The sequence below is a fragment of the Streptococcus parasanguinis genome, from assembly GCF_964238605.1.
Classification (GTDB): domain Bacteria; phylum Bacillota; class Bacilli; order Lactobacillales; family Streptococcaceae; genus Streptococcus; species Streptococcus parasanguinis_AJ.
In genome coordinates this window covers 186523-200622 of sequence record NZ_CAXSMM010000002.1, presented here as the reverse complement: position 1 = coordinate 200622, position 14100 = coordinate 186523, and the positions used below count along the sequence as shown (strand labels likewise).

The window sequence follows — 14100 nt, the reverse complement described above, 5'->3', positions numbered from 1 at the left end:
ACTTTCTCCTTCCTTTCTTATATTTTTATGTTTTTCCTTTAACACCATTATTCTTGATTCCATCATTCTTTTCATGATAGCCATCTATTCAATGCTATCTCTTAAACATTAATTTGGACTGGTTTCCAATTAGATTGCTAACATATCATGAAATAGGCTGGAAATCTTCCCTAAATAAAATCAGCCTCTGCAATAGCTCTTTTCACTTCTTCAATTGGTAAATTGACCAGTTCTACTTCTTTTTCACGGTAGAGGTATTCGGCATATTCATCGATGCGGTATTGATGAATATATACTACCCGCTTGCAACCGACTTGAAGCAACTGCTTGGTGCAATTGAGGCAAGGAAAATGCGTCACATAAGCTGTAAAGCCTTTTGGAATTCCACGTTCAGCTCCTTGCAAAATAGCATTGACTTCCGCATGAATCGTCCGGACACAATGTCCCTCGACCATGAGGCAGCCATCCTCCAAGCAATGATCTGTACCAGAAACGGATCCATTATAACCTGTTGCAATGACCTTATTATCCTTAACCAATACAGCACCTACTTTTGCCCGATTACAGGTCGCTCGATTCGAAATCAGTAAGGCCTGTGCTGCAAAATATTCATCCCATGCTAGTCGATTGTGTGTCACCTTTATATCCTCCATCTCTCCTCATATCTGTTACGATTATTTTCATTATAGCATGAAATCAACAAGAAAAAAAGGGAGTGGGAAAGAACTCCTAATATAAAAAAGGTTGAAAAGGTTCCCCAAACCTTTTCAATCTTCCCACCCCCGCACAGCTTCAACAGTCTGGGAGACTGTTGAAGGTTGCAGATAAAGGAAACATAGTTTCCGTCAACATAGGTCATCTTTAGAGCTTAAAAAGCGAATAAAGATACCAATCAACCACTGCGTCATACAGTTATTTCTATCATACATCAAAGGCTGGACAACTTTTGCCCAGCCTATTATAAACATTATTTACCTAGTTTTGCTTTAGCTGCATCTGCAAGAGCTGTGAAAGCTGCTGCATCGTTAACAGCCAAGTCAGCAAGCATTTTACGGTTAACTTCGATCTCAGCCAATTTCAAACCATGCATCAATTGTGAGTATGAAAGTCCGTTCAAACGAGCTGCCGCATTGATACGTGTGATCCATAATTTACGGAAGTCACGTTTCTTTTGACGACGGTCACGGTATGCATAGTAGTAAGAGTTCATTACTTGTTCTTTTGCAGTACGGAACAAGATATGTTTAGCTCCATAGTAACCTTTAGCTAATTTAAGAATACGTTTACGACGTTTGCGTGATACAACGCCACCTTTAACACGTGCCATTTATATTTCCTCCAATATTTCCTAGAATTCTTTACTTACGAATACGCGATTATTTCAAGCGAGTAAGCATTGCTTTGATACGTTTGAAATCTCCTGAATGCACCATAGATGCTTTACGAAGATGACGACGTTGTTTCTTAGTTTTTCCGTGGAAACGGTGAGAAGTGTAAGCACGGAAACGTTTAAGTCCACCAGAACCTGTACGTTTGAAACGTTTAGCTGATGCGCGGTGTGTTTTTTGTTTTGGCATGATATTTTCTCCTTTTTTTAACTTTCTGACAGATTATTTCTTGTCAGTTGCTGGCGCCAATTGCATGAACATTTGACGTCCATCCATCTTAGCTCGTTGTTCGATGATTGCCACATCTTGTGTCGCTTCAGCGAAGTCGGCTAAAACTTTAGCACCAATCTCTTTGTGGGTAATCATACGACCCTTAAAGCGAATGGATACCTTCACTTTATTTCCTTTTTCAAGGAATTTGCGAGCATTGCGAAGTTTTGTATCGAAATCACCCTTGTCAATCACTGGGCTCAAACGAACTTCTTTCACGGTCACAACGCTTTGTTTTTTGCGTTGTTCTTTTTGCTTCTTCTGGTACTCAAATTTGAACTTACCGTAGTCCATAATTTTCGCAACAGGAGGTTTAGCTTGAGGTTGAATGAGAACCAAGTCAACATTAGCGTCGTCCGCAAGTGCTTGCGCTTCGCTAAGTGGTTTGATACCCAATTGCTCACCTTCAAGACCGATTAAGCGAACTTCACGTACACGAATTTCATCATTGATGAATAAGTCTTGCTTTGCTATGGTTTTCACCTCTTTTTTATTATTCGAGAAAAACAAAGAACGGACCTGCAAAACAGGCCCGAACTACATGATGTATTTCATTACTGAAACTTGATCCGTAGGGGCCAGGCAACTTGCGTCACAAGGCGAGAAGTTCTCACTTCTGCTTTTCTCAACTTTTATATGATATCAAGTTTTTTATTCTTTGTCAAGAATTTTTTTTGCTTTTTCTTCAATAAATGCAACAACGTCTGCAATTCCAACACCCGTTGTGTCAAAATGAATGGCATCAGCTGCAGGTTTCAAAGGAGAAACGGCACGGTGGCTGTCCTTATAGTCCCGCTCGGCGATTTCTTTTTTCAACAATTCAAGATCCGCTGTAATGCCCTTTTCAACATTTTCCTTATAACGACGTTCTGCCCGCTCCTCAACAGAAGCGACCAAAAAGATCTTCAACTCTGCATGTGGAAGGACGACCGTCCCAATATCGCGTCCATCCATAACGATGCCCCCCTCTGCTGCAATTTCTTGCTGTAGAGCGACAAGTTTTTCACGGACTGGCGCAAGCGCTGCAACCCATGAAACATTGTTGGTCACTTGGTTATCGCGAATTGGGTGGGTAATATCCACGTCTGCTACAAAGACAAGTTGCTCTCCTTCTTCCGATCGACCGAAACTAATTGGATACTGATCTAAAAGGGCTAAGAGGTCATCAACCTGTTCAGCTGTCAGATTATTTTGCAAAGCTAGATAAGTCGCCGCACGGTACATAGCTCCTGTGTCTAGATACGTATAGTCTAGATCCTTGGCAATGATCTTTGCAACTGTGGATTTTCCACTAGAAGCCGGTCCATCAATGGCAATTTGAATTTGTTTCATGTTGTCCTCAACTCCTACTGAATCTTAACGACATCACCAGGATTGGCATACCAAGATCCTGTAGACATGTGAGATGGATTTAACTGTTCCAATTGGGCAATGGAAATACCAGCACGCGCAGCAATCGCTGCTTCCCCTTCACCTGCTTGAACAGTGATCGTACCTTCTTCAGAGTTCTCATCTTTTGAACTATCGTCTTTAGCCGCTTGGTCAGTTTGTGCTGCAGGGGCTGATGATTTCTGTTCAACCTTAGTCTCTCCATTGTAGAAGCCAGACATTTGTTTTGATTTATTGCTGCCACCTGTTGAAAGGAAAATCAACAAGCAGACCATCGCTACTACTACTACAAAGAAAATAATGGCTAAAATCGTCAATAGACGATCTGCCTTGATTCCGTTTAACTTACTCGTTCTTTTCAATGTTTCTTCTCCATCATCGTAAATATCTTCTTCCCATGGTTCTTTTGCCATGACTTCCTCCTTGTTTTTTCTCGTAAAAATCATTACAATAGAAGTATGAAAGTTACGTTAATACCAGATCGTTGCATCGCTTGCGGTCTCTGTCAGACCTATTCTGAATTATTTGATTACCATGACAATGGCATCGTTAAATTTGCTACTGAAGACGACGACCTCCTTGAAAAGGAAGTCCCTGTCACAAACGATGTTCTCGAGGCTATTAAAGAATGCCCCACTCATGCTCTCTTAAAAGATTAAGAGGGCTTTTTATTTGTCTGCATAATACATCTCATAGTAATCCACATGGATGAAATTGTCCGTCAGGATTACTTCTCCCTTAAAATAAGGATTTAAAGCAAGTGCATTGATAAAGTATTTTTTCGGCCATTTACGCATACAGAATGTTCGACTGCGCGATCCATCATTAAATATGAGCTTGATCGATTTCTTATTAACTTCGACCTTTTCGATCGAGTCAATCTGCACCTTGATTGGAGTAAAAGGATTGGCTGTAATAATCCGTAAGATCCCATCCTCATAGATCGTGAAGTAACGATGGACCCCAATCGCGAGCAAGGCCATAAATAAAAAGAACGAAAACAAAACTAGCGTTGGCACACTAGAGCTCTCATACATCAAGGCCAGTCCAATAAAGACCGGAATCACTGCAATGGACCAATAAGTCACAAGAATAGATAAGTCCGGTTGCCAATGATAATGGACCTTTCCAAATATCTTAATCATGAGCGTACCCCCATCTAATAGTTTAGCATAAAAAACAAAAAAAAGGGAGCCAGACAGCCAAAATCACAAAGATTTTTACCTGCTAGCACTCCTTTTAATTGGATTTGTTGGTTGGGACTTTAAAGAAGTCTTTAGAAAGGTAACCTTTCCCACTAATCAGGTCGTATTCAACCATTTTCAAATCCTCTGCAATTTCTTGCGCTTCCCCTTCTAAGGCCTTTTTATCGACACTTGCTTTTTTCAGCACTTCCGTCAACAAAGCATAGTAAGGCGAAACTTTTGAATTGGTCTGTTCAAAGACCATAGCAGAGAAATCACTTGAATTGACCAAAGGATAGTTCAATTTCGGTGCATCAAAATTACTCCAAATGAAGTAGTCTGTCTGATACTGACTCTCTGGATTATTCTTAAAAGCGGACTCTGGATAAAGTCCTGGCAAGTGATCTCCATAGAATACCACTGTAATCTTCTTATCTATTTTAGAAAGACTTTCTAGGAAGGATTGGGTGGCGGTGTCAGTTTGTGAAAGTAAACGACTGTAGAAAGTTAGTTTTGAATTTTCTTCATCACTAAAACCTTTACCTTTGGCATCCAAGGTTTCTGGATTTGCTTCTAACCATGGAGTATGATTTTGCATGGTCATCACAGAAAAGAATTGTCCTGTTTTGTCGTTTAAATTATCCAAAACAATATTATAGGTGGATTCATCACTCGGACTAATTCCTTCTTTTCTGTACTTGATTCCCTTTGTATCCGTCGTAATAAAATCTTTGAAATCCAATCTCGAATACACAATATCCCGAGAATAATTTGATTTACCTGCCAAGTGAACAGCAATCTTATTCTGTTTTGAGTATGCATTACTGATAGACGGCACATCATGGATCTTAGGAAGAACTTCCGTATACAAGACAGATAAAGTTTGTGATAAATTATAGAATGGTAAACCTGTCAGAGTCTGGAACTCCATATTTGCAGTTCCGCCGCCATATCCATCCGATTGCATTTGCCCACTCGTGTGGGTCTTCATGATGTTCTCAATATTTGGAATCGGATTTTGCGTAAGCTCTACTCCCTCGACCTTTCTAGGATCAGAAAAACTTTCACTCAGAATATAGATGACCGTTTGATCGTTTAAGTAGTTACTTCTCTCCTTATTGATCTCATTCGACAAGTTGGTATATTTTTGGGCTATTTTCTCAAGACGTTCTTTGGAATAACCATCCGGTTTTGGAACAACCTCCGTCGTCAATTGATTCATCCAAACATAAGACAATCCTTTATAACGAGCATTGGTCGTATTCCCTAGCCAATTAATATCTTGGTAATTGTTCAGGGTGCTAATAATTGGTACATTAGCCTTGATCTTCCCGTTTTCTTTATCACTGAATATCCCATTGACACTCTTAAAACATAAGAGCATCACTGCAATAGCTCCGATTTGTATTTTCCATGAAGAAATAATTCTTCCATTAAAGAGGTACTTTTTCCCGACAATCAGTAGACAAACCAGGAAGACCACCAATAAAAAGATGTAAAATATTTGCGCTTTGTCCATAAAGCTCAAAAGCGTCATTGGTTTGGTTAACCAAGTTAAATCACTCGGTAAAACCGGCTCATTCCTCATGCCAAACTTGATGGAATTTGCAACTACAAAAGCAATGGAAACAATGGAAATGAGACAGGTAGCAATCCAATATTGATTGATACAAATGTAAACAAAGATAAGGATCGCTGTCAGAATGAGAATTTGAAATAAGATGGCATCTGGAATCGTGTAATGAACGCCTAAGAAGGGTTCTGTTCGACCTAAACTAAATTGTATAAAATAATTCAATACAATTGCGATGGTGGTACTAGAGAAGAACACTAAAGAGAAACTCGGTTTGTTCTTGACGAAATCTCGCTGCCCTTTTGTGTATAAAAATCCAAGCAAGGAAATCAAAGGAAATAGAAAATATAAAAACTCATTTGTCAACCAGAATTGTTGAGCTGAGTATTTGCCAATTTCAAAGGCCTTATACAAAAAATTATCTGTCCTGTAAATAAGGGTCGAAAAATTTTTGTCTGTTACGATGAAGGTGATCAAGAGTTGTGACAAGACCAAATACTGGTAGTTCTCGCCTATCTCTTCTCCTCCTTTTTTCCGACTTGGCAGCTTATCATAATGCTGTCGTAATAGAACCAAACCACCTGTAGAAGCAAACAGAAGGAAAATGACAAGGAAGGAGTCCGTTCTAAAGAATGGATTCTGATCAAAATTCCAAACCTTGTATTTTGGATTATTCAAATAAATCGTGATTTCTGTCAAATAAGAAAGGGTATTGTAGACCAAATAACTGACAATCAGCTTTAAAGGAAACCATTTTTTAAAATTGAACTGGGATAATATTGGAATTAACAATAGGAAACTAATTCCAAATAGAATTCCTAAAAAATTGACATATTGTAGGACAGTCCCCGTTGCTTTGTTATGTACTGCAAGATTGTTCTGAGCTAGGTAAAAATTAAAAAAAGAAAATAGAACGAAAGTAACCCCATAATACCACTGAGTTCTTGAGACTTTCGATAATGCTGAGAGGATAAATTCTTTAACATTAAACTCTTTTTTCCGTTTCATTATTTCACTTTCTTTATCATTCTTTTTAGTATATATTTCACAGCTCTTGCTGGTCCAATCACAATATACTTCAAGGCCCCTTTAATCCCTCCTATTTGATTAAAGTCCACAAAGGTATGCGGTTGGAGATCCTCACGATTGTTCAACTGCTTATTATCGATAAATGGTGTCAGAACATGTGGGTTTTGAGAGATTCTAAAGTCATACTTTTGATCCCAAGCAATATAGACCAACAAACGCTCGATCGCATGAAGGATCGAATTTTGAGGAAGAGGTTCAGCCGGGACATCTGCTGCTGTCAAATTCAAATCAAAGAGTGGTTTCAAAGCATCATATTTAAACCAAACAAAGGTCCCATAACTCATGACAAAGGTATTGAGATTTTTGAAGTCAATCGTCTTGGTCGCTCCCATCCGTTGCCAGAGCTTGTTCATCTCTGGTGAAATAAGAGCCTCATTCCAAGCAACCACTATGCGATTGTAACGGAAGAAGGTTGGAATATCTGCTATAGTGATTCCGACTTTTGGATTGGCCTCCATATTGGCCAGGATTTGATCAGCCGGGTTAACTAGCATCTCGATCAATTCTTTCCGCCAAGATTCACCTGCCCAAAAATCTGCTTCTTTGGATTTCTTAGTATGGAAATGACCAACATAATCGTATTTTGAGAGTTGCTCTTTTAAGAGCAGCATTGGTAACACATCTCGTCCAATGTTTCCAGTCACTACAACCGTGGCATCTTGTGCTCGTTTAGAAAGAATTTGCTCAATAGCCTGCTTCTTCTCTTCTACATCTGTCGTGATCCATAAGTCATAAGCAAAATGAAAGGCTTGGAAAGCATCTAGAAATTCTTCCAGGAGGTCCACATAAAAGACATGAAGATGAACCGCAACTTTTTTACCAAACTCTCCAGCTAATTCCTGGTTTTTCAAGTACTTACGAGACAAGAGATAAGGATAGTCTGGACGATCAATCATAGACATGTGGTTAAGAATCAAATCTAATGGATAGTTCGATACACGCTCCAACTCATCAAAAATATAAGGCATAATTCCTTCATTGTTTGCAATGGTTTTGACTTTGATGAAAGGAACCTTATGTTTGAGAATCGCTGTAGGATTGTAGTAAGAAAAGTCTGGATAGAGCATCCCTGTGGTGTCTTCATGAATGGTATTAAAGACAGTTTTATAGCGAAAACCAGCATCCAAGAAATTCGTTGTGACCTTGGTTTCATAGTTATCAATCACATCTTGAACATTAGTGAAGTCCTGAACACCTTGCCAAAATTCATGGAAGGCACTTGATGTCAGAACTTGTTTTTTAAAGCTAAGATAATAACTCTGAATATGCTCGTTAAAATCCTTGTCTTTCCGGTAATTGGTCATTCCCCAGAAATCCACTTCCTCATCATGTTCAAACTGCTGATAGATTGGTTCTAGATCCCAAAGAGGTCCAAAACAGGTATCATTCATGAGGGTAACCGAATCAAAATGAGCCAGTTGGCCAAAGCCAACTGTCTTCATTCCATCCCTCCAAGCAGCGAAGTCAAAGCCACTATTCTGACGTTCAAGGATATCATCCACCAAGTGGTGAGTGGACAAATGGTCCTTAACATCTTCTGGTAGCTGACTATTGGAGATAAAGACCACCCGTGAATACAAGGGGCGAATCTTTTCTAATTGATAGAGTACATGTCCACTAATAAAATTGAACTTATTGTAGTGAACATATAAAAGTAAACGTTGCATATTATTTCCTTATTCTTAAGAATTTCAAGATCTTTGTTGGAATGGTCCAACGTTTGGATGTGATAACGGCGTTATATGCTACTTTCGTAGCTTCCAAATCAGCCTCAAGTTTTTTTATTCTATTCTGACTATCCAAGAACTCAGCTGCAAAAACTTTTCCTATATAATCGGGTGCAGCGATATCATCGACAGGAATCATCTTATAACTTAATCTATATTCTCCTTCTTCCTTAACATCATAGATCAGTTGTGGATCCGGTTCGCTAAAGAAAAAGTAACCATCAACAATGACTCCGTTAGTATAAACTGGTGAGCAAATATTTCCTGTTGCATCTAGTAATTCAACATCAGAATAGTAACAAGGACGTTCCGAAAGATCCACTCGAATAACAGAGGTTCCCTTCGGAATTTTGATCGTCAGGATATCCTCTTTTTGAAGGAGTTTGGTCATGGTACGATCTTCCGAATAGGTATTCTCTTCATCACCGAAATAAATGGTAACAGACTCCATTCCAATGTGTGACAGAGAATCCATCGGTTTGGAAAGGCGAATCTCATAAGTATTATTTCGATCTAAAAGAATCCTCGTCATCTCTTTAAAATCAGCATTTGGATACTTATCAAGATAGTCCAGTTGTGTTTGTAGCAACTTATTAAAACGACGTTCTAATCTTTTAAAATCAGTAGGACGAGAATCCGATCCTTGATTAATGGTATAAGCAACTGTCGCTTCATCCAGATAGGCTAAAGAAGTCCGTTGAAAGAGTTCCAATTGAAGGTTGAAAGTATCATCTGATGTTGTTAAGTCTAACTCTTGATTGACTTCTAACATCAGATCTCTATCAACTAGCCATGTAGAGGCCATGGTAAACCCTCTTGTTGCAAGCATCTTTTCATAGGTATCTGCTAATGGAATCGTATGTTTGGCAAAGCCGGCCTTAGAAACGAGGGTTCCTTGTTCATCATAAATATCAAAATCTGTATTGGACCATTTGCAATCAGGTTCACTTTCTAATAAATCAACCTGTTTCTGAAGTTTTAAAGGGTCTAACCAAAAATCATCTCCATCACAGCGGGCAATATACTTTCCACGTGCTTCTTTACAGATAGAGACCCAGGTTTTAGAAATTCCCTGATTCTCATCCTGATAAAAGGCACGAATCAGATCAGGGTAGTTGGCTTGATAATCATGAATGATAGAACGAGATCCATCGCTTGAAGCATCATCCACTAAGATAATCTCATAATCAAACTCTGTTTGTTGGGCTAAGAAGCTATCAATCGTCTTCTTTAGCCAGGGCTCTTTATTAAAAACCGTACAAATAATCGAAACAAAAGGCGTCGTTTCCATATTTCCCTCAGTCTAGTCAGTCATTGACCATGTTCCATTGCGTTGGATTAAGCCACTTGCCGAATCCATTGCTGATTTATCATCCAAAGCAATATCATCTCGATTGATAAAGATCAGTGGAGTCTGGGTGGCATCTGAAAAGGCCAACATCTGCCCTTCCTCATCCCTTACTGTCACTTCCAATTTCATTTTTAAGTCATTTACAGTTGGCAGTGAACAAGTATAATGAACTGTTTTATGTCCAGCTCCACTCATCAGTTGATTCATAGAATTATCATTGTAGATCCAAATGTTCCGATCAATATCCGTTAAAGACAGAGCGATATAGGTCCTGATATCTTCACGAACATCAAAATCAATCTGGAACTGAATAGGATCTTGAGGACGTAATTTGTTTGAGCTTAACAACTGAAGCTGAAAATTTTCTACCAAGACTTTTTCTTCCTGGTTGGAATTGCCTGCTCCATTAGCTTCTCCTCCCTGTTGCAAAGGAGCTGTATTATCAAAACTGTACTGATTGGCAACATTTTCTGGACTCCCTAAAGCCTTCACCAATCCATTTTCAATCAAAACAGCTTTGTTACAATATTTCTTGACGGCTCCCATATCGTGGGTAACCAGAATCGTGGTTTTCCCTGATTTCTTACGTTCTTGGAAGTAATCGTTACACTTGCGCTGGAAGGCCTCATCTCCTACTGCGAGGACCTCGTCCAAAATCAAGATATCGCCTTGGGCCTTAATGGCAACCGAAAAGGCCAGACGCACCTGCATCCCTGATGAGTAGTTCTTGAGCTTCTGGTTCATGAATTCATGCAACTCGGCAAAGTCTACGATATCATCATACATGGCATCAATTTCAGCTGTCGAGAAGCCCAGCATAGCCCCATTCATGTAGACATTTTCCCGACCTGTCAGTTCTGGGTTAAAGCCCACTCCAAGCTCAATAAAGGACACCAGTTTCCCATCGATGGTGACGGTTCCTTTTTCTGGCACATAGATTTCAGAAATAATTTTCAAGAGAGTCGATTTTCCAGAACCATTTCTTCCGAGGATCCCGAAAAAGTCTCCTTTTTCTACTTCAAAAGAAATATCCTTAAGAACATGTTGTTCTTTGTATCCTTTGATTCCTTTGAAGCGATTGACCAGGGCAGTTCGAAGGCTATTGGTTGCCTCTGTTGGCAACTTAAAGTACTTGCTGACATGGTCTACTTTTACTGCAATTTGTTTATCTGTCATTAGAGAATCTCCGCAAATTTCTTAGCATGTTTGTTAAAGTAAGCAAAGCCAGCAACAAAAATAAGAATTGGTAAAACATAAGGAATCAAAACCAAGAACTTATTTTCCACCAAAAGCCAGACAGGGGTATTGGCCTTATCAATCAAGAAATAACGCATATCTTGAATAATTTGAGCCAAAGGATTCATCATGACCAACTTAGCAGCCCATGGATTGCGGTCTGCAATAAAGGTAATCGGATAGATAATTGGCGTCGCATACAGGCCGGCTTGCAGGAGTACTTCCCAGACTTGACCTAGGTCACGGAAACGAACAAAAAATGTCGCTAAGATCAATGCACACCCTGTCGCCATCAAGAACAACTCAAAGAATAGCGGAATCACCATCAAAGCTGTCCAAGAGAATGTCACCCCATTAAAGAATGAAAAAATTAAGACAACAACCAGGTTAATGACAAAGTTGATGGCTGCTCCTGAAATCGCAGACAAGACGATGATATGTTTGGAGAAATTCAACTTCCGCAATAGGTCGCCTCGACTAACGATCGACACCATCCCCATAGATGTGGCTTCTGAGAAGAAGCCCCAGATTACATTGGCCAACAAGAGGGCAACTGGGAAATGGGGCACATCTCCACCCAAGCGTAAGAATCGGATGAAGACAATATACATGATCGTAAAGGTCATCAGGGGCTTTAAAATCGACCAAAGATAACCGATTGCTGATCCTTGGTAACGTAATTTAAAGTCTGTTTTGATTAATTCTCTTAATAAAATTCGATTTTTCTGACTAAAAACGTCAAACATTATTTTTTACCTCGATATGCAAACTTTGTCAGAATCAAGCTGGTAAACACAACCGTATGAAAAGCCCGGTTCTTCCGGTAACCGTACTGACGAATCCGTCTCAAACGTTCTTTTAGTGAAACATCCATAATGGTGACAAAGTTTTCAATGATTTCTTTAGTTTGGGAACTGACAGGCAGATCCAATAGATTTTTTGCTTGTTCTTGACTGGACTCAATGAGATTCCAATATTTAGCAAAAAGAATATGAGGGCGAACCCAATTTTTAACCCGTTTTCTAAGGGTACGAGCCCCCAGAACATTGCTACTGTGCTGACGGTACAATTCTGTTGGCCGATCGATATAGATGAGCTTCCCAAATGCAGTTGCCAACAAGGCCAAATACCAATCATGCATAAGAAGTGCATGTTTTTCTTGACCCGTCCATAAGTCAGCCAGCGCGTGGTTAATCATGGCTACACCGCCAGTTACCGTATTTTCCGTCAACTCTTGAATCAATTCTGTATTGGCATGATCAGACTGGGTGCGAATCATACTCTCATGCTGAACATTCAAGTTTTCATCGACTACTTTTAAATCGGTGTAGACCAGCAAAGGCATTTCTTGAGGATGCTTCTCGGCTTCTGCTACTTGAAGAGCAATTTTTTCAGGAAGCCAGACATCATCTTGGTCACTGAAGCAATAAAGATCTGCTTTCTCGTATTTCAGAAGCGCATGGAAGCTCTTGATAACACCGAGATTTTCGATAGCTCCTTGATTGATAAAACGAATGCGCTCATCCTGGGCCACCAACTCTTGAATAATCTTCACCGTACCATCTGTCGACCCATCATCTCGGATCAAGAGTTGCCAGTCTTGATAAGTCTGGTCTTGGATACTTTTGACCTGCTCTTTTAGATACTGTTCACCATTATAGGTGGACAACAAGATATTTACTTTCATGATAAGAATAATTCCTCGTACTCACCTACAATTTTTTCCCAGGTAAAGTTTTGCTTCATATTGGCCTTGGCACGTTGACCCCATTCAGATACATCTTCTAAAGGATCGACCTGATCAATCAAATGCGCCAAATTTCCAGTTTCTTTAGTCCAATAGTGAGCTGTGTCCTTGGCAACCGTTTGGTTAAAGGAGACTCCTAAAACTAAATTCAGATCCGTGTGAGCAAGAGCCTCTAAGAGACCCGGATTGGTTCCGCCCACTTCATGACCATGGATATAGGCAAAGGCTTCTTTACGGATATACTTCAACAGGTCTTGGTCATAGACCGTTCCTACAAACTTGACGCGTGGATCCTGATCAAATCCAGTACAATCTCGGAGCTCCTCAAAATAAGGATTGCCTTCCTGGTTACAAATGATCACCAAATCCCTTTTGGTGGAAGAGGCCATAAATTCACGAATGGCGGTCTCGTAATTATTTTCTGGGACAAAACGGCCCAAAATTAGGTAATAGTTTTTCTCCTGAGTCTGCCACTTGTGATAGAATTCTCGGACCTTATTATCCTGACTACTTAGGCTGGTTGGAGACAAGTCCGTCCCATAGGCAATATAGGTCGTCTTGGACCAAGGATAGGCTTCCTTGATATAAGACTCAATACCCGGGTTGTCAGAAATCACCAAGTCAGCATGGCGCGTCATGATCTTTTCAGAATACTTGAGATAGGCTTGGATCGGCTTGGCCCACTTGGCCCGCTTCCACTCCAGTCCATCTGGATTGATATAAAATCGTCCGCCTATCTTATGGATCTTGCGCGCAAAAGGCGCCACAAAGGCTCCGATTGTATTGCCCAAGACGTAAAAAATCGGCTGTTCAATTCCTTGTTTCTTAATGAGCTTCAAGGCATAGTTAATAGCCATCATATCATAGGAAATGACACGCGCAGGCCCAAGCTTAGGGGCTTTAATGGTAAAACAATCGACACCCTTGTAGTCAAAATGTTGATAAGCTTGATCATTAGAAAGGCAGGCAACATGGTACTGGATATCTGAAGACACTTGATGGGAGACCAATTGGTCCACAAAAGTCTCAAAACCGCCATATTGAGCCGGAAGCCCACGACTTCCGATAATAAAAACATGTTGCATAGAGTTCCCTTTCAAATCATTTACAGTCTATTCAATTATACCATTTTCTAGGCTTTTTGCC

15 protein-coding genes and 1 other annotated feature are annotated in these 14100 nt (G+C 39.9%); of the genes, 1 reads left to right on the top strand and 14 read right to left on the bottom strand.

The features are described 5' to 3' along the window. Positions 1 to 170 precede the first annotated feature (170 nt). The 6 genes from ACESR9_RS02955 to ACESR9_RS02930 all read right to left on the bottom strand — a co-directional run bounded on the left by ACESR9_RS02955 (position 171) and on the right by ACESR9_RS02930 (position 3460). The gene (locus ACESR9_RS02955; protein WP_049490930.1) at positions 171 to 638 is read right to left on the bottom strand and encodes a deoxycytidylate deaminase; all 468 of its coding nucleotides are present in this window, start codon (positions 636 to 638) and stop codon (positions 171 to 173) included. A gap of 329 nt (positions 639 to 967) precedes the next feature. Beyond that, entirely contained in the window at positions 968 to 1327 is a 360-nt protein-coding gene (rplT, locus tag ACESR9_RS02950) for a 50S ribosomal protein L20 (protein WP_000124830.1), read from the bottom strand. Positions 1328 to 1376: 49 nt separating this feature from the next. Continuing rightward, positions 1377 to 1577, bottom strand: coding sequence for a 50S ribosomal protein L35 (rpmI, locus tag ACESR9_RS02945; protein ID WP_001125942.1), 201 nt, complete (start codon positions 1575 to 1577; stop codon positions 1377 to 1379). Between the two features lie 33 nt (positions 1578 to 1610). Further along, the gene (infC, locus tag ACESR9_RS02940) at positions 1611 to 2141 is read right to left on the bottom strand and encodes a translation initiation factor IF-3 (protein WP_003003721.1); all 531 of its coding nucleotides are present in this window, start codon (positions 2139 to 2141) and stop codon (positions 1611 to 1613) included. A 16-nt stretch (positions 2142 to 2157) separates the two neighbouring features. Beyond that, positions 2158 to 2286 (bottom strand) — a sequence feature (ribosomal protein L20 leader region). Positions 2287 to 2309: 23 nt separating this feature from the next. Then, positions 2310 to 2990 (bottom strand): (d)CMP kinase, encoded by a 681-nt coding sequence (gene cmk, locus ACESR9_RS02935; protein WP_155169018.1) that lies wholly within the window; start codon positions 2988 to 2990, stop codon positions 2310 to 2312. Between the two features lie 14 nt (positions 2991 to 3004). Further along, positions 3005 to 3460 carry an SAG1386/EF1546 family surface-associated protein gene (locus ACESR9_RS02930; RefSeq protein ID WP_003006692.1) on the bottom strand — a complete coding sequence of 152 codons (456 nt, stop codon included), beginning with the start codon at positions 3458 to 3460 and terminating at the stop codon, positions 3005 to 3007. A 45-nt stretch (positions 3461 to 3505) separates the two neighbouring features. On the opposite strand from ACESR9_RS02930, the gene ACESR9_RS02925 reads away from it, so the two are divergent. Beyond that, positions 3506 to 3706, top strand: coding sequence for a ferredoxin (locus ACESR9_RS02925; RefSeq protein ID WP_155169015.1), 201 nt, complete (start codon positions 3506 to 3508; stop codon positions 3704 to 3706). A 9-nt stretch (positions 3707 to 3715) separates the two neighbouring features. Here ACESR9_RS02925 and ACESR9_RS02920 read toward each other — a convergent pair whose 3' ends face one another. The 8 genes from ACESR9_RS02920 to cps2T form a co-directional block, all read right to left on the bottom strand. Then, positions 3716 to 4192 (bottom strand): EbsA family protein, encoded by a 477-nt coding sequence (locus ACESR9_RS02920; protein WP_373105473.1) that lies wholly within the window; start codon positions 4190 to 4192, stop codon positions 3716 to 3718. Positions 4193 to 4286: 94 nt separating this feature from the next. After that, on the bottom strand, positions 4287 to 6812 hold the full coding sequence (locus ACESR9_RS02915; RefSeq protein ID WP_373105471.1) for an LTA synthase family protein: 2526 nt from the start codon (positions 6810 to 6812) through the stop codon (positions 4287 to 4289). Then, entirely contained in the window at positions 6812 to 8560 is a 1749-nt protein-coding gene (locus tag ACESR9_RS02910; protein WP_373105469.1) for a rhamnan synthesis F family protein, read from the bottom strand. Before ACESR9_RS02910 ends, ACESR9_RS02915 begins: the two co-directional genes overlap by 1 nt. Position 8561: 1 nt before the next feature. Then, a complete protein-coding gene (locus tag ACESR9_RS02905; RefSeq protein ID WP_373105467.1) occupies positions 8562 to 9911 on the bottom strand; it encodes a glycosyltransferase in 1350 nt (449 codons plus the stop codon). A gap of 12 nt (positions 9912 to 9923) precedes the next feature. Next, the gene (locus tag ACESR9_RS02900; RefSeq protein WP_049482481.1) at positions 9924 to 11147 is read right to left on the bottom strand and encodes an ABC transporter ATP-binding protein; all 1224 of its coding nucleotides are present in this window, start codon (positions 11145 to 11147) and stop codon (positions 9924 to 9926) included. Continuing rightward, positions 11147 to 11953: an ABC transporter permease gene (locus tag ACESR9_RS02895; RefSeq protein WP_003003247.1), complete on the bottom strand. Its 807-nt coding sequence runs from the start codon at positions 11951 to 11953 to the stop codon at positions 11147 to 11149. The genes ACESR9_RS02900 and ACESR9_RS02895 overlap by 1 nt, the downstream gene beginning before the upstream one ends. Next, positions 11953 to 12894: a glycosyltransferase family 2 protein gene (locus ACESR9_RS02890; protein WP_061590796.1), complete on the bottom strand. Its 942-nt coding sequence runs from the start codon at positions 12892 to 12894 to the stop codon at positions 11953 to 11955. The genes ACESR9_RS02895 and ACESR9_RS02890 overlap by 1 nt, the downstream gene beginning before the upstream one ends. After that, positions 12891 to 14039, bottom strand: coding sequence for a beta 1-4 rhamnosyltransferase Cps2T (gene cps2T / locus ACESR9_RS02885; protein ID WP_373105464.1), 1149 nt, complete (start codon positions 14037 to 14039; stop codon positions 12891 to 12893). Before cps2T ends, ACESR9_RS02890 begins: the two co-directional genes overlap by 4 nt. Positions 14040 to 14100 lie beyond the last annotated feature (61 nt).